The following is a 19249-nucleotide window of genomic DNA, read 5'->3' as shown; positions in this document are numbered from 1 at the left end:
CACTTCGACTCCAATGGGCAACTACCACCGTTCGGCCTGTGTCAATCGTGTTGATCACCATGCTGTGGCGCCTGTGCATCTGGGCTACGTTTCCGGAGTGATCGATTCCCCCTCTCCAGCAAGACAAGCCCCCTGCCTGCGCTTCAGGTTGCCCTCTTCGGCACGCAGGCTGAGCAGTTCCACGGGCCGTGGCGCGAGCTGTTCAGCTCTGCTCCCTTCGCCTTCCAGGAAGGACTCACGCACCGGGAGCGCACCGAGCTGTCCTATCAGCGACTCCACTTGGTCAATGAGGCTGTTTCCGATGCTCGGGCTCTGGTTGCCGACGCCGCTTCCCTGACCGCGTTGCACGAATGGGCAGGGGTTGCCGATGCCGGCATGGCAACGATCGCGAGCATCCACTTCAATCTGTTCCTCGGCAGCCTCCTGGATCACGACCATGAGGACCGGAACCTGACGCCCTACCTCCAGATGGAGCGTCTGGGGACCTTCCTGTGCACCGAGCAAGCACACGGCAATGACGCTTCCCAGCTGGAAACCACCGCCACGTTCGATCGGGCGTCAGGCGGCTTCGTGCTCGACACCCCGTCTGACGGCGCCCGAAAGTTCATGCCCAACACCAGTTCCGTAGGCGGCGCGAAGGACGCACTCGTCGCGGCCCGGCTGATCGTTGACGGGGACGACAAGGGCGTGTTCCTGTTCCTGACCCCTCTCAGCGACAGGAACGGGCAGCATCTGCCGGGTGTTGAGGTCTGGGACCTGCCCCAGACCGGAAGCGCTCCCGTGGATCACTGCACCACAGCGTTCCGCAGCGTCCCCCTGCCGTTCACCGCCATGCTGCAGGGGGAGCATGGACGACTCCGCCCGGACGGCCAGTTCGTCAGCTCCCTGGGCAACAGCCGCAAACGGTTCCTCCATTCCATCGGTCGCGTGACCATGGGCAAACTCTGCATGAGCGCATACAGCCTGGGAGTGACACGGCACGCCTTGGGCATCGCCGTGCGGCACGCCCACACCCGGCAGACAGCAGGAATGACCAAGGGGCAGCGGGTGCCCCTGATGTCACATCGGAGCCACCACACACCGCTCCTGGACGCCCTTGCCTCGACTTACGCAGCCACGTTGCTGCACCGGTCCGTTGTCCGGCAGTGGAGCCAGTCCACGGAGGCCGACCGTGAGGACTGCGAACGGCTGATAGCCGTCGCCAAGGGGTGGATCACATGGCGGGCCCGGGCCGTCATGACGGAGTGCCGCGAGAGGTGCGGTGCGCAAGGGCTCGCTCTGGCCAACGGCATAACGTTCCAGCTAGCCGCCAACGAGGGCACGATCACCGCCGAGGGAGACAATCTTGTCATCTGGACCAAGGCGGCCGGGGAGATGCTTCTGGGGGGCCTCACCCCGAAGCCGGCCAGTGAGGCACTGCCCGAGGATCGCTCGCTGCGCGATCCGCAGCACTTGCAGGACCTCCTGGCGGACGTAGAGCGAATATGGCACGAGCGGGCGCGTACGCGGCTGCGCACCAAGGGGGCTCGCTCACCCCTGGAACGATGGAACACAACGGTCACCCCGGCCCTGAAACTCGTCGACGCGCATGCCCATCGCCTGGCCGCCGAGGCTCTGCTGAGTGCGTCCGCCCAAACCGCATCGGCACACGCCCGGTCGCTGCTCGTGGACCTGCACGGCCTCTTCGCCCTTCGCGAAGTGGCCGCCCACAGCGGCGACCTCCTGGCGCAAGGGCGTCTGACTACCGATCAGGTCTTGGATCTGCCGGACGTCGTCGAGAGTGTCGTCGCCGACCTCGCACCTCATGCGCTGGAGATGGTTGAGGCGTTCTCCGTGCCTCACGGACTTTTGGACCGCCACCCCATACTGCACCCGGACGGTTCAAGCGGCCTCGCGCCGGCCCTGCCATGACTTCTGCGTACCTGACGGACCTCGTTGCGGCTGGTTGAAGCAAGGTTCCTCGCCGTCGACAACGTCCCATGAGGGCGGTTGCCGTACGTGCCTGACGAACTCTCGGATATTCGTGAGGCACGTACGGAGGTCGGCACTTGTCTCACGCCTCGGCGCGTCTCGGGGTGACGCGCGGGCGGGAGGGCCCGCCACCGGTGCGGGCCCTCCGGGCACCTGCTTCAGAAGTACATCGCGCGGTGGGAGGTGTAGGTGAACCTGTCACCGGCGCTCAAGGCGTACACGACGCGTCCACAGAAGTCCTGATACTCGGCTTCTTGCGCCGCATCCAGCGTGATGGCCGGTACCGGCCCGGACGGCGCTCCACGCCCAATGGCCCTGAGGAGGCCGGGCGGTGTCTTGAGCTCCATCACATCCAGTACGCGTCCGAAGTCACCGACGAGACACCGCATGCTCGTCTCCTCCGCCAGCTCGTCGAGCGCATCGGTGAGCCGGCCAGTTTCCCGTTCCGCTCGAGCGAGCATGGTGTGACAGGCCCGCAGGGTGTGCAGATACTCCGCCGGGACGTCCACGGAGTACAGGCACGTCAGCTGTCGGCCTCGCGAGTCGTGCAGGGCATAGCCTTTCCGGCCCCCCTGCCCTCGGGCCGCCGGGACCAGGTCCTGCCACTGGAGCAGAGGCGGAAAACTCTGCTGAATTTCGCCCCATTTGCAATACGCAGTGCGGATCATCAGGTCCTGTCCATCACTCAGATCGTTTCGGTAGAAGTGATACAGGTCGTACAACAAAGGCTGCTCGATCCCGATGAACATACCGAGGAACACCGGATCGTCCGGGACCAAGAGCCGCATCGAGATCCTCCCTCCTGGCGTTGGTGGTGCTACTGGGCAGCGGACTCAAAGAGGATGGTCAGGACGCTCACCCCGACAGCACGGGCAGCCATGAACCGCGCCGTTCCCTCACCGTGCATCGGATGGCGCAGAGGGTGCGCCTGGCCGTTCAGACCCCGGCTTGGCTCGGCGACAATCTGCTGCAGAGCCGGGTCACGGACGGCGTCCGCATACAGAGCCCGCACCGTGTCGTCGGCCGGATACCGGTAGCGAGCCAGCCTCAACTCAGCGAGCAAATCCGGCGCCCAGCGCTTGTCCCAGTTCACAAGGACCGTTCGCGTTTCCTCCGAGAACAGCGCCCAGCGCCACAGGTTCGCCGGCTGCCCTCCCTTGGAGAACATCTGCGGGAACGACTCGTCGGATGCCACCAGGAGCCCCCCGGGGGTCACGGCACAGGCCATCTCGCGTTGCCCGTTCAGGACCTCCTGCCAGTGCGGCGACGGATCTTCCACGAGGAGCACCGGGTTCGTCCCGTACAGGTTCAGGTGGGCGATCCGCAGATCGTGCGTCGTGAACCCGAGCAACTGCGCAATGCGCATGAAAACGTCCGGAGGGGGATGTGACGTTCCGGCCTCCACCTTCTGGTGCACACCAGCCCCGCCCCCGCGCAACGGAGGAGGTCTCGCTCCGCGAACCCCTGCGCGCTGCGGGAGGGCCTGCGGGAGATCTGCACCGCGCCTGAGCGCTTCGTCGACGTCCACCTGCCGCAGCCCTTTGGTACGCGGTCCACCGCGGCGGCTACCCGACCACGGCTCCAGTGCTCTGACCGCACAGGTTCACCGAGTTGAGTGCGCTCAGTCGGGCCGTGCCGCCTTCCACGTCCACGACGTCCGGCGGGGCAGACCGTCCAGGTCCCCTCGTCCAGTGCACCACAGCAACACTGGGACGGGCTCGCCGGGCGGGGCGTCGGGGAACAGCCGGTCGAGCACGGCCGCCCATAGCGGTGTCGGCGGCAGCCAGTCCGCGGGTGATGTCGTGGATGTGCAGCAGGATCTCGGCGACGCCCATCGCCGCGAATCCCGTCGGGTCGCACGGGCCCCGGTGCCAGGCCCGCAGGGACGGGTCGGCGGTGGCCAGCGCGCTGCCGGGCAGGCCGCCGCAGGCGGCGGCCACCTGCAGCGCCTCGGCAGGCGAGGCGGTGGGGCGCACGCGCAAATCGAAGAGGAGGTAGGCGTCGGCCGGGCGCGCGGCGAGCTGGCCTGCGTAGGCCAGCAGGTCGTGGCCGATGTGTGAGGCGGTCTGCCGGCAGTTCCACTCCAGCGGGCCGGCCGGCACTGTCCAGTCCTCGTCCGTGCGAGGCCTCAGTACCTCCAGCATCTGCGCCACGGCGGCCTGAACGTCTTGGTGGTGCATGCGGTGCTCCTCGCAGGGCACGTTGTGATGGGCTGTGCTGTTCGTTCGTTCAGGCCGCGGCGGTGATGGGTCTGCCGCCCCAGCGGATGCCTTTCTCGCTTCGGCTGCGGGCGCGTTCCTTGCGCTGGGCAGCGAGGACGTCGGGGTGGCGGGCGTTCTTGTTGCGCCAGCGCAGGTAGGCGTGCAGGGCACGGGTCTGGACGGTGTGGTTGGGGTGGTGGGAGTTGGCGACGGTGAACTGCCGCAGTGGTCCGAAGTGGGCTTCGATCGGGTTGGCCCAGGACGCGTAGGTCGGGGTGAAGCACAGCTCGACCCGGTTCTTCTTCGCCCAGCGCCGGATCGTCTGGCCTTTGTGGGCGGAGAGGTTGTCCAGGATGACGTAGATCGGGGCGCCGTCCGGGCGGGCCGCGCGGATCGACTTCAGTGCGGCCAGGGTGTTCGCGGCGCCCTTCTCGCGTCGGTTGACGCCCCACAGGGTGTCGTCGCCGATCGAGTAGCAGCCGTGGAAGTAGCGCACTCCGTGGGTGCGGTGGTAGGTCGCGGGGTGACGCTCGGGGTGACCGGCAGGTGCCCACGACGAACCAGGGGCGGGGCGGATACCGAGCGGGCCGAACTCGTCGAACGCGAACACACGGTCCGGGAAGCGGTCCAGGACCTCCTCCATGCGATCGAGCTTGGTGGCGCGGTCCGGGTCGGGTGACTCCTTCCACGTCTTGGTGCGCTGGAGGTGATGCCGCGGCGCGCGAGCAGGCACCGTAACGCCTCGCGGCTGATCCGGATCATGTGGCCGGGCACGCGGCGCAAGTTAGGCGGCGAGTTTGCGGAGGGACCAGCGGGTAAAGGACTGGCCGAGCTTGGTCGGGCGGGTGGTGGCCGTCGCCACGGCGAAGTCCTCGTCGTCAGGACTGAGCGGGCGGGAGGCCCTCCTCCCCCGGGCGGAGCCTGGGGGGACGGCCTCCCGCCCACCGAGGGTCCAGACAGGCCAGGCCGATCTCGTTGAACCGGTGGATCAGGTCCCGGACGGTGTCCTCGTCGGCCTGCACCAGCTTCGCGCTCACCGGCACCCGGTTCCCGCCGGCCGAGGCCAGCAGCATCATCGCGCGCCGGTACCACACCGAACTGGTACTTCCCCGGCGCACTATCTGCTGCAGCCTCTGACCCTCCTGGTCGGTCAACCTGCGCACACGGACAGGCTCAGCCACCACACCCCCAGCGGTCGGATCGGACGTCACTGCACATCCAACCGCCCGGACCACCGACCCGGCGAACCTATGCGGTCAGAGCACTAGCGGGCCCGGGGCCTGCCGCTCCAGCTTCGTCAGGTCGACCGCGGCGGCCTGTCCCGTTGTCGTGCATGTCTGCGCAGGGAGCGGCACGGCAGAGGGCTCGGGGTCGGCCTCGACGCCGTAGTCGGTTGCCAGTCCCGCAAGGCCAGAGGCATAGCCCTGTCCCACGGCCCGGACCTTCCAGCCGTACCGCGGCGGTACAACTCCGCCAGGAGCACGGCGGTCTCCCCCGAGGTGAAGTCCGGCGCGGTGAACGACGCCGACGGGGCACCGTTCTGGGTGAACGTCAGCTGAGGGGCTCGGGTAAAGACAGCACCTGGTTGCGGCGGATCAACGCTCACGTCCACCCCTACACGGTGCACGTCGGCCGGCAGGCGAGAAAGCTCCGCAGTGAACCGCCGCGCCCTCGACGGATACACCGTCCTGGGCTGGATGGTTGTAGAAGACCAGGTCGTGATCGCCACGGACCTTGCCGTCGGGGCCGAGCAGCAGCGCGGACGCATCCGCCGAGAGTCCCTGTACGGACACCGACAGCACCGTCCGCGCTGTCAGCAGCGCCGTGTTCTCACCCTTACGCAGCGACGTCGCCGGGTCTGTCAAACGAGAGGCCCGGATCGGACACTGAGACCTGCGTCTGATGCGAGAAGCTTCGGGCGAGAGTGTCGCCTGGCTCGGGGACGAGATAGGCGAAGTGACGGGGGTGCGGTGCTGTCGTCACCTTCCGGGCGGGGGCACGTCGGCTTTGAGGGTTTTCATCGCAAAGCGGGACTGGAGCTTGGCCAGGCCCGGCAGGGCGAGCAGCCGTTGGGTCATGAACTGCTCGTAGGTTTCCAGGTCGGCGACCGAGATCAGCGCGTGGTAGTCGGAAGCGCCGAACATGCGGCGTGCCTCGACGATTTCGGGGAGGGCCACCAGTTCGGCTTCGAAGCGCTCGACCGTGGTGCGGGCCTGGTCGGTGAGTTCGAGGTCGACCTGGACCTCGAAGCCGCGGTTGAGGGCCTTGGGGGCGATGCGGGCGTGGTAGCCGAGGATCACTCCCTGCTCTTCCAGGCGTCTGACGCGGCGCAGGCAGGGTGAGGGCGTCAGGCCGATCCGGTCGGCGAGTTCGGTGTTGGTCAGGCGGCAGTCGCGGCGCAGTTGCTCGATTATTGCGCGGTCGGTGCGGTCCACGCGTGAAGTATGCCGAGGAAGCTGTCCGGTGGGCAATGTTTGCAATCGGGTGCTCGGCTGTTTCTCCTAGCCTCGCTGCACTCCCTGTTTCCGAGGCGAAGGCAGGACATGAGCGCACCCACCGACCAGTCCGCGGCCGTCCGTCGTGTCGGCTCCGCCGATGAGTTCTGGGCGACGGCCCGTCGTCATCTGGTCCGCTACGCCCGCAGCGACTTCTCACCGGCTCTCATCGAACGGGCCGCCGGATCGTATGTGTTCGACAGCGACGGACGGGCCATCCTCGACTTCACGTCGGGACAGATGAGCGGGCTGCTGGGGCACTCCCACCCTGCCATCGTGGAGTCCGTCAGCCAGTCCATCGCCACCCTGGACCACTTGTTCAGCTGGATGCTGAGCCGGCCCGTGGTCGATCTGGCCGCCGCCCTGGCCCGGACGCTGCCGCCCTCCCTGAGCAAGGTGTTGCTGCTGAGCACCGGCGGCGAGTCGAACGAGGCGGCCATCAAGATGGCCAAGCTCTCCACCGGCGGGTACGAGGTCGTCGCCTTCGACCAGTCGTACCACGGCGTCACCCATGCCTCGTCGGCGGCGACCTACGGGGTGTCCCGGGCCGGGTACGGGCCGGTGGCGCCGGGCAACATCGTCGTTCCCACGCCGAACGCCTATCGGCCGTTGTTCACCCGCGACGGGCGCCACGACTGGCAGGCCGAACTGGATCACGCGTTTGCGATGGTCGATCGGCAGTCCACCGGCAGCCTGGCGGCCTTCATCGCCGAACCCGTCCTGAGCACCGGCGGCGTCATCGACCTGCCGCCGGGTTATCTTGCCGCGCTCAAGCAGAAGTGTGCCGAGCGCGGCATGCTCCTCATCCTCGACGAGGCCCAGACCGGGCTGTGCCGCACGGGCGACTGGTACGCCTTCCAGCGCGACGGCGTCACGCCGGACATCCTCACCCTGTCCAAGACCCTCGGGGCGGGGCTGCCGCTGTCCGCCGTGATCACCAGCGAGGAGATCGAGGCGCGCTGCCACGAGCGCGGCTACTACTTCGCCACCACCCACGTCTCCGACCCGCTGCCGGCGGCCGTGGGCCTGGCGGTCATCGACGTCCTCACCCAGGGCGCCTACGACCAGACCGCGCGGCGGCTCGGCGACCGGCTCCAGCGCGGCCTGAGTGAACTCAAGGACCGTCACGAGCACATCGGTGACGTCCGCGGACGCGGGCTGCTCCAGGGCGTCGAACTCGTCACCGACCGCGACACCAAGGAGCCGGCCGGCGACTTCGGCAGCGCCGTCACCGACGCCTGTTTCCGTCTGGGCCTGCACCTGAACATCGTGCAGTTCCCCGGCAGCAGCAGCATCCTGCGGCTGGCGCCCCCGCTCACCATCACCGACACCGAACTCGACCGCGGCCTGGACATCCTCGACCAGGCTCTGACCGCCGCCGCACAACGCCGCTGACCACATTCGCATCCCGGCAGCCGTCCGGCTGCCGGGCCGGTCCCGCACCGAACTGCACCGAGCGGCCGGGGTCTGAGAGTCAGCCCTCGGCCTTGATCGTTTTCATGGTGAGGTGGGACTCGAGGCGGAGGACGGCGGGGTGGCCGGTGAGCTTGTCCATGACGAAGGCCTCGTAGGCGGCGTCGTCGGCGACGGCGACGCGGACGAAGTGATGCGGGCTGCCGTACATACGGCGCAACTCGACGACTTCGTCGTACGCGGCGACGGCGGCCTCGAACTCCTCGATCGTCGTGCGGTCCTGGGCATGGATCTCGACGTCGACGAGGACTTCCATGCCGCGGCCCATGGCCTCGGGGTCGATGACGGCCCGGTAGCCGGCGATGACGCCGGCCTCCTCCAGCCGCTTGACCCGCCGCAGGCACGACGGCGGCGTCAGGCCGACCCGCTTCGCGAGCTGGACGGCCGGCCTGCCGCCGTCACTGGCGGACTAGACGGCACGGTCCGCATCCGGGACCTCAACAAGCGGGTCTCCTCGCGCTTGCTCCTGCCCGCAATGGCGGGCGCTCTGGCCATAACGCCCGCCGGGATCCTCGCATGCGGCACCAATCGCGACATTGGCATACTTACGGCAAAGGCGGGCGTAAAAGCTACCTGTATTTAGCTTGGCGTTTACCGACTTCGGCGCTTTGAGGTCCGACCGGACTCTGCTGCGCGATTCGCCGCGGGGGTGAGGGCGGGTTGATGAGGATCTTTGAAAACGGCCAGGGATACTCGTCGCCCCACTCGGTCCGGAGTCCAACGGAGTGGGGAGTTTCAGAGAGCGTTGCCGACCGGGGCCGCCCGCTCGTGGAGTGTGCGGGCCGTGCTGGCCGGTCAAGGGCGGGCGGTGTCATCGCCTCGAAGCGACAGTGCGGGTGAGAAGGGTTGCCCGTGGCCGTGCGGAGACCGTTGACGCGTGAGGAGCGTGAGGAGATCGCGGTCGGACGCGCCCAAGGTGAGGGGGTGCGGGAGATCGCCCGGCGGGTCGGCCGATGCTCGTCGGTGGTCAGCCGGGAGCCGCACGCAACTCCTCGACGCGCGGCTACCGGGCATCGACGGCCGACAAGCGGGCGGCGACGCGGCGTCGGCGGCCTCAGCAACGCCTGCTGGACGACAACGTGCTGCTGCGGCAGCGGGTCCTGGCCGACCTGCGGTACGGGCGCACGCCGAACCAGATCGCGGGCCGTTTGAAACTCGAGGCCCAGGACACGAGTGTGGCAGTCATGGAAGGCTCGCTCCCGGCCGGCGGGGAAACGATCTCCCACGAGGCCGTCTGCACGTGGATCTACGCACCGCCCAAGGGCGAGCTCGCCCGGCTGGGCGTGATGCTGCCCAGCCGCCGCACTGCCCGCGGCCCCCGCCGCAGGCCCGATGCGTCCCAAGGAGCCGGATCGCCGGCCTGCGCTCGATCCACGACCGTCCCGCCGAAGCTCTCGTCCGCCGGGTCCCCGGCCGCTGGGAAGGCGACCTCGTCGTGGGCAGGAACGGCGCTACCGCGGCCGCGACCCCGGCCGGCCGCGCCACCCGCTTCCTGATGATCCTCGCCCTGCCGAAGGGCGAGAACGCCGACGGCCTGTCGACCGTGCTCACCCACCAGATCGACGGTATGCCGGAGTTGGTGCGCAAGTCGCTGACCAGGGAACCGGGATGGGACGGCATGCCGCGCTGGCCCTGGCTACCGGCCTGGACGTCTGCTTCGCCGACACCGGGCGTTCCGTCGGGCCGCACGGCCCAAGGAACTGCTCGACCGAACGCTCCCGCCGCAGGGCCCCGAGGATGAACGACTCCGTCAAGTACCGCACCCGGTCACCATAGGGTGCTCATCTCGTCGGCAAGCTCGACGATCAACAGGAGCATCAACGCCGTGCTTGCGGGAGGCGGGTGCATCTTTCTTGCCTCCGGTGGTGGGCTGCGCTGGGTCAGCGGCTGGGCGGACGCGCCCTCCAGGGGGCGGAGGCAGGACGACCGGATCAGGGAGCGCTGTGGCTGCAGGGGCGTTGCGGACGGTGCCGCCGGCCGCTGGGCTGCCCCTTCGGCGGGGGCGCTGGCCGGTTGGTGTCGGGGCGTCTCAGGGGCGGGGCTCGATCACCTCCAGGGCGCCGGTGTGGGTGTCATAGCTGCGCAGGGTGATGAGCCGGGCCGACAGCGGCGGCGCCGGCAGCAGTTCGGGGATGCGCCGGCCGGCGAAGGCACCTGCCCGCCGGGTACGGCCGAGGGTGATGTGCGGGCTCCAGCGCCCGGGTTCGTGGAATGGGCTGAGGGTCTCGGGCGGGCTGTCCGAGGCCACCGCCTCCCATACCCGGCGGTGCACGCCGGCCAGCGCGGAGTCGGGATCCAGCGACCAGGCCAGCACCGAGGTGGGCCTCTCGAAGCGGACCACGCCGGTGAACCGCACCGGCAGCGGCAGGGCGGCGGCCACCTCGGCGAGCTCCCAGCGGATCGGGGCGGTCAGCTCCGGGCAGGCGGCCAGGGTGAGGTGCGGGCTGTTGGTCGGTGAGCGGTGGCGCGCCTGACTGGGCAGCCCCGCGTCCGCGAGCCGCCGCCAGGCCTTTCGAACCGCTAGTTCTGCCGCCTCGTCCAGCAGAAGCTCGACCGTGCGCACCGCTGCAGCCTACCGGTGGTCTGTGAGTGAGCAGGTCCTCGCGGGCAGGCAGCACTGTTCAGGAAGTGGGGCGGAAGGCAGTGGCAGGGCCGATGACGCCCGGGGAGGGGCCGCCGCCGGTGGCGCCGGGACATCCACCGGGCCGCATCCTTCCGGTTCCTCTGTTCGCCGTGCGCCGTGTCTGGGCTGCACCTTGTGCCGTGCGGGTGGCGGGCGCCCGTTCCGCGGGCCGGGTGCCGCGGTGGGAGGCTTGTGGGGTTTCTGTGTGGGGCCGGGGTTCTGGGGGCGGTGCTGCTGGTGTGCGGTGGCCTGCTCCTGGCTGTGGTTGTGGGAGGGGCCGTGCGGCCGGGGTCGAGGGCGGGGTGGTGGGCGGTCCGCTGCCGTTGGTGGTCACGGATCTGCTCGATACGGCGGCTCGGCTCGTCGGGATCCGTGGTCTGCATCAGGTCGGTGAGGTTCTCGTAGCACACTGAACCGCCCCGGGTTCGGCAGAGATCTCACATTGTGGTTGTGACCTGGGGTTTCTTGGATTCCCTGGAGTGATCGGCCTCGTCCTCGACGGGTGGGACGGGGGCTGTCTCCCCGTGGAGCCCGCGGTGGTTGTGCCAGTCGGTCCACACCGGCGGTGGCCGGCTCGATGGGGAGAGGGTCTTCCAGGGCCGCTGCGGCTTGAGCCGTTCGGTTTTGCACGGGCCGATCGTGCTCTTCCTCGGGGCGTTGTCGTACGCGTCGCCGGCAGATCCGGTCGGGGCCGCGATGCCGGCCGCATCCGGGTGTCCGGCCGGCCGGACACCGGTGTATTGGCTGTCCGCATCGCTGTGGTGTGTCAACTCGCCGCGCACATATGGATATTCATCGCGGTCGCGCTGCCACAGCGCGGTCTTCAGAGTGTCCAGGACGAGCCGGGGCTCCTTCGGCGTCGCGGCGAGCCGGCCGGCGATCCGGCGGGAGAAGGTGTCGAGGGCAAAGGCGAGGTGGACCACTGCGGGCCAGGTGGCCGCGTGCGTGAGATCCCCGGCCCGGCAGCGATTCGGAGCGCCGGCGGCGAAGTCGCGGTCCACCCGGCCCGGTGCCCGCTCGGCCTGCTGGTCCGGCATCGTGGTGAGCACCCTCTTGCCGCGGACGGCGCCGGCGCTGCCCGGCTCGCGCAGCAGCCGCTCGGCGGTGCGCCGGGCCGCCTGATGACCCCGGCGGGTCGGCTCCCGCCAGATCTTCCGGGCGCCGTGGACACGGTGGTTGTCGGTGTGGACCTGGCGGATCAGCTTCTTGAGCTCCGTGTCCCGCACAGAACGGGCGGGCGGGGCGGCCGGGCGTTTCTTGTGGGCGCGGGAGGCGGACGGGGCGATCGTGCAGTCGTGTTCGGTGAGTGTCCTGCAGATCGGCTCGATGCCGCCGAAGCGGTCCCGGTGCTCCTCGAGGAACGCTGCGGGCGTGTGGGGGCCGGTCGGGCTCGGCCGCGAAGGAACTCGCCGCGGCCTTGAGGATCTCGTTGGCCCGCTTCAGTTCGGCGTTCTCCTTCTTCAACGCCTTGAGCGGGCGGACTCCTCCGTCGTCGTCCCCGGACGCGGTCCTGCGTCGATCTCGTGCTGCTTCACCCGGTTCCGCAGCGTCTCGCGGGAGCCGGTGCCGAGCTTGTCCGTGACCGCCTGCAAGGCGGCCGTCTCGTGCGCGTGGTCGTCGCGCGCCTCGGCGACCATGCGCACCGCATGCCGGCGGAGTTCAAGGGGGTGACGGGAAGGTCGTGCCATGACTCGATCCTTATGGCGAGCCGGGGCGGTTCACCGGCACGACACCACCCCACCCCAGGGGGCGCAGACGCCTCGGTGGGCGCTCCGGGCGCCGCCGATCGGCAAAAGGGCTCTGGAGGCTGATCGGCGTGCGGGGGGCCGGGCAGCGCCGCCGTCCTCTTTCCCCTTCTCACGCCCCAGAACAGCGCCGGACTCGCCGCCTGCGCCGGAGTCATTCGTCGCCGCCCGGCCCGCTGACCAGCACCCATGCTGAGCCGTGGCACCGATCGGCACCGCCTCGGGCGTGCGCCCGGTCATCGGGCTCTGCCCACCTTGCGGGTCCCAAGTCCGCCGGGTGCGGTGCGCCGCGGGGCTCGCGGCGCGGCGGGGCCGAGCGGTGCCGAGGCTTTGGCCGATCCTCCAGCATTTTCGACTTATTGCCCCGGAACGCCATCCAAGTCCCGTCCTGAGACGTATCCCGTGTGGAGTAATTTTCAGGAGGAACGCAATGGCTATCTTCAGCAGTCTGATGCCTGCCCATCGCCGGGACCGCAACAACGACACGTCGCGCCGCGACGACTTCTCGGGGCACGGTCACGGGCACGACCACGGGCACGACCACGGCGACCGCCACGGGCACGACCACGGCGACCGTCGCGGGCACGGCTACGGCTACGGCCACTAGTGACCACGCTACGGAGGCTGAGCGGACCGTAGATTGAAAGGCCCTGGTCCGCTCCGTCCGTCCCTCCACGAGGAACGCATGCCATGGTGCATGTCCTGCGGCGTCTGCTGTCGGTGGGTGAGGCTTCCGATGTGGTGGCGGCCGCGCCCCCGGTGTCTTTGCGCGAGGTGTTCCGGCGGTTCTGGCCCTATACCCGCGGCGGCCGGCGCTGGTTCGTTCCCGTCGTCCTGTTCAGCCTGATCGGCCCCGCCCTCGACGCCACGGAGATCTGGCTCTTCAAGACCGTGGTGGACGGTGTGCTCGTTCCCCGCGACATCGGACCGCTCCTGTGGATCGCACCGACCTATCTGGGGCTCGTCATCGGCTCCGGCATTCTGGGGTTCGCCGACGACGTGACGTCCACGTGGGTCAGCGAACGCTTCCTGCTGACGCTGCGCTCCGATGTGTTCCGGCACGTCCAGGGCCTGTCGCTCGGGTTCTTCGAACGCCGGCGGCTCGGGGACGTGCTGTCGCGGGTGACGGGCGATGTCGACACGGTCGAGACGTTCCTGCTCTCGGGAGTGGCGGACGCCCTCTACTACGTGATCCGCCTGGGTGTCTTCCTCGGTCTGCTGTTCTATCTGCAGTGGGATCTGACCCTCCTCGCCCTCGTCATCGTGCCGCTGTTCTGGCGCGCCGCCCGGCACTTCGCGCGGCTGATCAAGGAGGCGTCCCGGGAGCGCAGGCGCCGCAGCGGTTCGATCAGCGCGATCGCCGAGGAGTCGCTGGGCAACGTCGCCCTGGTGCAGGCGTACAACCGGCAGAGGTGGGAGGAGCGCCGGTTCGAGCGTGAGAACGTCGGCAGGTTCCGGGCCACGATGGCCTCGACGCGGATCCGCGCCGTCTACGGATCCGTCGTCGAGGTCATCGAGGTGTCCGGCGTCCTGGCGGTCATGAGCCTGGGCACCTGGAAGCTGGCCCAGGGGCAGCTCACGCTGGGCGGACTGCTGGTCTTCCTGGCGCTGATCGGCAACCTCTACAGTCCGGTCCGCGGTCTGTCCCACCTGGGCACCACCTTCTACGCGGCGTCCGCCTCGGCCGAACGGATCATCGAGCTGCTGGACCAGCGGCCGCAGGTCGCCGAGGCCGCCGGTGCCCGCCGGACCGGCCGTGCGCGAGGGGAGGTGGAGTTCGACGGCGTCTTCTTCCGCTATCCCGGCACGCCGTCCTGGGCGCTGTCGGACGTGTCGTTCCACGTGGCGGCCGGGGAGACGCTGGCGCTGGTCGGGGCCAGCGGGGCCGGCAAGTCGACGGTCGCGAAGCTGCAGCTGCGCTTCTACGATCCCGACCGGGGCGCGGTCCGCCTGGACGGGACAAACCTGCGGGACCTGCGCCTGTCCGACCTGCGGGAGAGCGTCGCGGTGGTCCTGCAGGAGACGCTCGTCTTCCACGGCACCGTGCGGGACAACATCGCCTACGGCCGGCCGGAGGCGACGGAGGCGGACATCGTCGCGGCGGCGCGCGCCGCGGACGCGCACGAGTTCATCGAGCTGCTGCCCATGGGCTACGACACGATGGTCGGCCAGCGCGGCCGGACGCTCTCCGGCGGGCAGCGCCAGCGCCTGGCGATCGCCCGCGCGATGATCAGGGACGCGCCCGTGCTCCTCCTGGACGAACCGACCACCGGCCTCGATGTGCGGTCCGGCCGGCGGATCATGGACCCGCTGCGCCGGCTCATGGCCGGGCGGACGACCGTCGTCATCTCCCACAACCTGCTGACCGTCCAGGACGCCACGCGCATCGTGGTTCTCGACCGGGGCAGGATCGTCGAGTGCGGCGCCCACGACGACCTGCTCGAGCGCGGCGGGACGTACGCCCGGCTGCACTGGCTGAACGCCCCGGCCGGGTCCCCGGCCGGGTCCCCGGCCCTGGGGACGGTGCTGCCGTGAGTGTCCCGGCGGTGCGGGCCGCCCCGGTTCTGGCGCCCGGCACGAGACCGGTCCCGGGCTACGAGGTGCTGGCGCATCTGGCGCGCACCGGCTGGCTCGACGTCTACGACGTCTGGAGCCAGGAGCGGGACTGCCGCTGTGTGGTCAAGGCCGTGCGCCCCGACCGCCGGGAGCAGGAGCAGCTGGGCGAGCGGCTGCTGCGTGAGGGGCGGTGGCTGGGGGCCTTCACCCACCCGCACCTGGTCCGCGCGTACGAGACGTTCGAGTCGCCGGTGCCGCTCGTCGTGCTGGAGACGCTGACCGGCGAGACGCTGTCCCACCTCATCCACCGGTTGCGGCGCCGGCCGTCCGCCGCCGACGTGGCGCTGCTCGGGGTGCAGCTGTGTTCCGCGATCCACTACCTCCACGGTCAGGGTCTGCTGCACCTGGACCTCAAGCCGTCGAACGTGGTGGTGGACCGCGGTCACGCCAAGGTGCTGGACCTGAGTACCGCGCGGCCGCCCGGGCCCGCGCCCGCGGGGGCGGGCACGTTCTGCTACCTCGCTCCCGAGCAGGCCCGCGGCGGGCCGCTGTCGGCAGCCGCGGACGTGTGGGGCGTCGGCATCACGTTGTACGAGGTCGCCGCCGGCGACGTGCCGTTCGGCCGCGGGGATCGCCGCGGGGTTTCTCCCCGTGGGGAGGAAGGGGACGAGCCCTGCGACGGCAGCGTCACGGGCGGCCAGGACCGCTGGTATCCGCAGCTGGAGGAGGCCGCCCCGCCGGTCGGCTCGCGGCGGCGGCTGCCCGGGGGGCTCGCGGCGGCCATCGACGGCTGCCTTCGGACCGATCCGTCGTCCCGGCCCTCGGTCGCCGAACTGGCCGCCGCACTCGACGCGACGCTGCCCGGCCCGGGGCGCCGCGCCGCCCGCCCCTGAGGACGGGGCGGGGCGCCGGTCTCACGCGCTTTGGCCGGTCTCGAAGCGGCCGGTGGCCAGGACGGTGCCGTCAAAGGCGGTCAGGCGGGCGCCGGCGAGTGCCGCGGGGTCGACCGGGGCCGCCGCGCCCCAGTCACCCCGTCCGTTGCTCAGGGTGAAGGTGCCCACGCGGATCGTGGTGCCGTCCGTGCGCTCCAGGAGGCAGACGACCTTGCCGCTGTACGGAGTGCCGGCGGCGGCGAGGTCGACGCTCATGTAGATCCAACCGGGTTTCCCCGGGTCTGCGGGGTGAGCGTAGACGTCTCCGGCCGACGGCCCGGGGCCCGAGGCCGAGGTCAGCTCTCCCTCCCTCAAAGGCGTCTGGACCTTTACGGCAGGGGGGCTCGGGGCCGTGAGACTCTCGATGGCGGTGCCGGCCGCCCAGCCGGTGAACCCGAACGCGAAGGCGAACGCGGCCACGGCGGAGGCGGCCCGCAGCCGGATGCGGCGTGCGCGGCTGCGGACCGTCCCGTGCGTGAGGCCGGGCGCCCGCGGGCGGGGTCCCCCCTCGTGCGCCGTCGCGTCCTGGGGCAGTCTGCGCACCACCCGGGTCTCGAACCCGAGCGGCGGCTCGCTGCCCGGCACCAGCCCGATCAGTCCGTCGCCCACCAGGGTCATGTGCTCGATGCACTCCCGACACGCCGCGCACCGGTCCAGATGTGCGACCGCCACCGCCCGCTCACGGCCGGGCAGCACGCCCAGTGCCAGCTCGGCGCCGACCTCCCGCAGCTTCTCGCAGGTCACGTCACTGGCCATGGTCCCCTCGATCCGGAGAGGCGAGTGTGGTCCGCAGCTTTCCCATCGCCGTCCTGATCCGCGTCTTGGCGGTGCCCAGCGGGATCTTCTCCCAGTCGGCGATCTGCTGGGCCGTCATTCCGTAGATGCCCGCCATCACCAGGGCACGACCCTGTTCCCGGGGCAGCCGCGCCACGGCGGCCCGCAGCTGGGACGAGGCCTCGTCGGCCAGGGCCCACTGCTCGGGAGTCTCGGTCACGGCGTCGAGGAGCGTGTCGAGGTCCTCGGGTGCCACCGGCTCCGTCCGCCGCGCACGCACGGCGTCGACGGCGAGATTGTGCGCGATGGTCGTCAGCCAGGTCGTCACCGACCCGCGGCGCGAGTCGTAGATCTGCGCATGACGCCACGCCCGCTCGAACGTCTGCTGGGCGATGTCCTCGGCAAGCTGCCGATCTTTGGTGACGGCGACGGCGACACCGAAGACCGCGCGCTGAAACCTCCGTACGAAGGTGACCGCGAGTTCCGGATCACCGGTGGCCAGCCCGGACAGCAGAGCCTCGTCCGAAAGACGGCCGACGGGAACCGGAAACTCGGCACACTCATATGTACGGTCCACCCCCCGCCGAGGGATTGCCCGGCCGCCACGGAAGACCACATTCCCATTCTGCGCCGGTTTCTGCCGGTTGCACGCACTGCGCGCAGCGCGGTCAGTGGCCGTTCCGCGCCGGCCGCGGCACGTGATCCGCCAAGGTCTGGGAACCGGCCCGGAAACCGGCCCCCGCCACACCCCGGCACGCCGGCAAAGACCCCCGCACCCCATTACGTGACAGCGCCGGTCGGGACGTTCGCCGGTGCGCTTGAGGCAACCGCGGCTCTGAGGGGTGAGGGCCGCACGCCAGGGACCGGGCGGGCGTGCAGCACCGGCCGGCCGTCCGCTCCGCCCGGCCGGTCCGGCACCTTCCTCAGGTGCTGGCGGGTGCGCCGGTCGTCGGCCACGGTCGCGCGCACCACCAGCGCACAGCCGCCGCCCTCGACGGCGGGCGCGCTCTCGGTGGTGATGCGTACGAGCCGGCTCTCGCGGGCGGGCGCGCCGTCGGGGCCGGTGTGCGCGCCCGTGGCGCACCGGGTGCAGGGGGATCTCGGCGGTGCGGCGAAAACGCCGGGCGTGCTCGCCGGCCGCCCGGGGATCGATCCGGGTGAGGAGGGGCGTCGGCGGCCGCGGCGAACGGCCGGCCCGGGTCGGTGGGCGCCCGGGCGCGGTCGCGCGCACCACCAGCGCACAGCCGCCGCCCTCGACGGCGGGCGCGATCTCGGTGGTGATGCGTACGAGCCGGCTCTCGCGGGCGGGCGCGCCGTCGGGGCCGGTGTGCGCGCCCGTGGCGCACCGGGTGCAGGGGGATCTCGGCGGTGCGGCGAAAACGCCGGGCGTGCTCGCCGGCCGCCCGGGGATCGATCCGGGTGAGGAGGGGCGTCGGCGGCCGCGGCGAACGGCCGGCCCGGGTCGGTGGGCGCCCGGGCGCGGTCGGCGAGCACGGTCCGGGGGCGGGGCCGGCTCCGGTGAGGTGGTGGCGCACCGTCTGGCTGCCGGTACGGGCGGGCAGGGCGACGGGGCAGCAGGGCGACGGGGCGGCCCAAAGCCCTCAGCCGGTTCAGCGGGCGGCCCGGCGGTTGCTGCGTGCAGGGGGTCAGGGCGTGGATTTCGTCCACGATGACGGTCCGCCCGGACCGGGCGGCAGGGCGCGGCATGCTGAAGCGGGCCGGGAGGGCGGCCGTGAGGGCCTGGTCGATGGTGGCGAGGGTGGACCGGGCCGGCAGGGCGCGGTCCCAGCCGCGCGGCCGGCCGTCCGGCACGGTCACCCGTTTTTCGGGCCGCGACACCATGTCGTCTGCGTCGTCTTCGGATCCGTCCGGGTGCTCGGTCGCCCCGGGGCTCACGCACGGTTCGGGGCGCGGTTGCTACAGGTCGAACTCCAGGTGCTCGATGTCCGTGAAGCGGACCTCCTCCAGGCTTCCGGCGCGGCGTCCGCCGTCCTGGAAGTACACCTCCTTGAGGGCTTCGGCGGCGATCTCCTGGAGTCGGGCGTCGCCGGCCCCGGCCTCCTGGGCCTCGAAGAGGCGGGCGGCGTAGCGCGGGGGCAGGGCGATGGTCAGGTGCCGGATGCGGTCCTGGTCCGTCGACCCGATCGGCGCGGTGTAGCCGAGGCGGGCGCGGGTGTCGATGACGATGCCGCCGGTGGTCGCCGCCTTCTGCCGGGCCTTCGCCCGGATCTGCGGCTGCCACCGCTTCTTCACCTCGCGCTCCAGGCGCGCGGCGAGCTCCGGACGGGGCTTTTTGATCTGGTCCTTCACGTACCGCTCGACGGTGCGCTGGGAGATGCGCAGCATCTGGGCGACCGGCTTGGTGCCTCCCATCTGCTTGACCAGGTAGCGCATCTGCGCGGGCGCGCTCTTGGGAGCCGGGCGGGTGAACGCCTTGTGCACCGCGGCGTCCAGGCCGTCCCCGAACAGGCTCATCGTC

At 70.6% G+C, this 19249-nt stretch carries 19 protein-coding genes and 1 pseudogene; 7 read left to right on the top strand and 13 right to left on the bottom strand.

All coding sequences use genetic code 11. From position 1 onward, the window contains the following. Window positions 1-132 precede the first annotated feature (132 nt). Window positions 133-1911 carry an acyl-CoA dehydrogenase family protein gene (locus PYS65_RS33925; RefSeq protein WP_279338162.1) on the top strand — a complete coding sequence of 593 codons (1779 nt, stop codon included), beginning with the start codon at window positions 133-135 and terminating at the stop codon, window positions 1909-1911. 218 nt (window positions 1912-2129) lie between these two features. Here PYS65_RS33925 and PYS65_RS33920 read toward each other — a convergent pair whose 3' ends face one another. From PYS65_RS33920 to PYS65_RS33895, 6 genes and pseudogenes are all read right to left on the bottom strand, one after another. Continuing rightward, on the bottom strand, window positions 2130-2759 hold the full coding sequence (locus tag PYS65_RS33920; RefSeq protein ID WP_279331619.1) for a hypothetical protein: 630 nt from the start codon (window positions 2757-2759) through the stop codon (window positions 2130-2132). Window positions 2760-2788: 29 nt separating this feature from the next. Beyond that, window positions 2789-3337: an MmyB family transcriptional regulator gene (locus PYS65_RS33915; RefSeq protein ID WP_279337780.1), complete on the bottom strand. Its 549-nt coding sequence runs from the start codon at window positions 3335-3337 to the stop codon at window positions 2789-2791. Between the two features lie 199 nt (window positions 3338-3536). Then, window positions 3537-4151 (bottom strand): hypothetical protein, encoded by a 615-nt coding sequence (locus tag PYS65_RS33910; RefSeq protein ID WP_279331621.1) that lies wholly within the window; start codon window positions 4149-4151, stop codon window positions 3537-3539. A gap of 49 nt (window positions 4152-4200) precedes the next feature. Continuing rightward, window positions 4201-5353: pseudogene (locus PYS65_RS33905) on the bottom strand (IS630 family transposase). Window positions 5354-5767: 414 nt separating this feature from the next. Then, the gene (locus tag PYS65_RS34965; protein WP_341483720.1) at window positions 5768-5965 is read right to left on the bottom strand and encodes a TerD family protein; all 198 of its coding nucleotides are present in this window, start codon (window positions 5963-5965) and stop codon (window positions 5768-5770) included. A 186-nt stretch (window positions 5966-6151) separates the two neighbouring features. Further along, a complete protein-coding gene (locus PYS65_RS33895) occupies window positions 6152-6607 on the bottom strand; it encodes an Lrp/AsnC family transcriptional regulator (protein WP_279331622.1) in 456 nt (151 codons plus the stop codon). A 108-nt stretch (window positions 6608-6715) separates the two neighbouring features. Between PYS65_RS33895 and PYS65_RS33890 the strand changes: the two genes are divergently transcribed. Further along, the gene (locus PYS65_RS33890) at window positions 6716-8062 is read left to right on the top strand and encodes an aspartate aminotransferase family protein (RefSeq protein ID WP_279331623.1); all 1347 of its coding nucleotides are present in this window, start codon (window positions 6716-6718) and stop codon (window positions 8060-8062) included. A 79-nt stretch (window positions 8063-8141) separates the two neighbouring features. Here PYS65_RS33890 and PYS65_RS33885 read toward each other — a convergent pair whose 3' ends face one another. Continuing rightward, the gene (locus tag PYS65_RS33885; RefSeq protein WP_341483644.1) at window positions 8142-8396 is read right to left on the bottom strand and encodes an Lrp/AsnC ligand binding domain-containing protein; all 255 of its coding nucleotides are present in this window, start codon (window positions 8394-8396) and stop codon (window positions 8142-8144) included. 596 nt (window positions 8397-8992) lie between these two features. Between PYS65_RS33885 and PYS65_RS35320 the strand changes: the two genes are divergently transcribed. Continuing rightward, window positions 8993-9292: a helix-turn-helix domain-containing protein gene (locus PYS65_RS35320; protein WP_423836143.1), complete on the top strand. Its 300-nt coding sequence runs from the start codon at window positions 8993-8995 to the stop codon at window positions 9290-9292. Between the two features lie 283 nt (window positions 9293-9575). Further along, complete coding sequence (locus PYS65_RS33880) at window positions 9576-9881, top strand: hypothetical protein (protein WP_279337779.1); 306 nt, start codon at window positions 9576-9578, stop codon at window positions 9879-9881. 288 nt (window positions 9882-10169) lie between these two features. On the opposite strand, the gene PYS65_RS33875 is transcribed toward PYS65_RS33880, so the two are convergent. The 3 genes from PYS65_RS33875 to PYS65_RS33865 form a co-directional block, all read right to left on the bottom strand. After that, window positions 10170-10703: a 2'-5' RNA ligase family protein gene (locus tag PYS65_RS33875; RefSeq protein ID WP_279331626.1), complete on the bottom strand. Its 534-nt coding sequence runs from the start codon at window positions 10701-10703 to the stop codon at window positions 10170-10172. Window positions 10704-11200: 497 nt separating this feature from the next. Then, window positions 11201-11989, bottom strand: coding sequence for an IS3 family transposase (locus tag PYS65_RS33870; protein WP_279331627.1), 789 nt, complete (start codon window positions 11987-11989; stop codon window positions 11201-11203). A gap of 234 nt (window positions 11990-12223) precedes the next feature. After that, complete coding sequence (locus tag PYS65_RS33865) at window positions 12224-12451, bottom strand: hypothetical protein (protein ID WP_279331628.1); 228 nt, start codon at window positions 12449-12451, stop codon at window positions 12224-12226. A gap of 487 nt (window positions 12452-12938) precedes the next feature. Here PYS65_RS33865 and PYS65_RS33860 point away from each other — a divergent pair, with 487 nt between their 5' ends. From PYS65_RS33860 to PYS65_RS33850, 3 genes are all read left to right on the top strand, one after another. Next, window positions 12939-13115, top strand: coding sequence for a hypothetical protein (locus PYS65_RS33860; protein ID WP_279331629.1), 177 nt, complete (start codon window positions 12939-12941; stop codon window positions 13113-13115). Window positions 13116-13198: 83 nt separating this feature from the next. Further along, entirely contained in the window at window positions 13199-15043 is a 1845-nt protein-coding gene (locus PYS65_RS33855; RefSeq protein WP_279337778.1) for an ABC transporter ATP-binding protein, read from the top strand. Beyond that, window positions 15040-15957, top strand: a complete 918-nt coding sequence (locus tag PYS65_RS33850; protein WP_279331631.1) for a serine/threonine-protein kinase — start codon at window positions 15040-15042, stop codon at window positions 15955-15957. The genes PYS65_RS33855 and PYS65_RS33850 overlap by 4 nt, the downstream gene beginning before the upstream one ends. A 21-nt stretch (window positions 15958-15978) precedes the next feature. On the opposite strand, the gene PYS65_RS33845 is transcribed toward PYS65_RS33850, so the two are convergent. From PYS65_RS33845 to tpg, 3 genes are all read right to left on the bottom strand, one after another. Beyond that, on the bottom strand, window positions 15979-16752 hold the full coding sequence (locus PYS65_RS33845; RefSeq protein ID WP_279331632.1) for a hypothetical protein: 774 nt from the start codon (window positions 16750-16752) through the stop codon (window positions 15979-15981). Beyond that, window positions 16742-17347: an RNA polymerase sigma factor gene (locus tag PYS65_RS33840; RefSeq protein WP_279337777.1), complete on the bottom strand. Its 606-nt coding sequence runs from the start codon at window positions 17345-17347 to the stop codon at window positions 16742-16744. The genes PYS65_RS33845 and PYS65_RS33840 overlap by 11 nt, the downstream gene beginning before the upstream one ends. Window positions 17348-18687: 1340 nt before the next feature. Then, a complete protein-coding gene (gene tpg, locus PYS65_RS33835; protein WP_279331633.1) occupies window positions 18688-19245 on the bottom strand; it encodes a telomere-protecting terminal protein Tpg in 558 nt (185 codons plus the stop codon). Window positions 19246-19249: the final 4 nt, after the last annotated feature.

This window comes from Streptomyces cathayae, assembly GCF_029760955.1.
Taxonomy (GTDB): domain Bacteria; phylum Actinomycetota; class Actinomycetes; order Streptomycetales; family Streptomycetaceae; genus Streptomyces; species Streptomyces cathayae.
The sequence above is the reverse complement of the archived record's forward strand: the minus strand, read 5'-3'. Positions and strand labels throughout refer to the sequence as shown.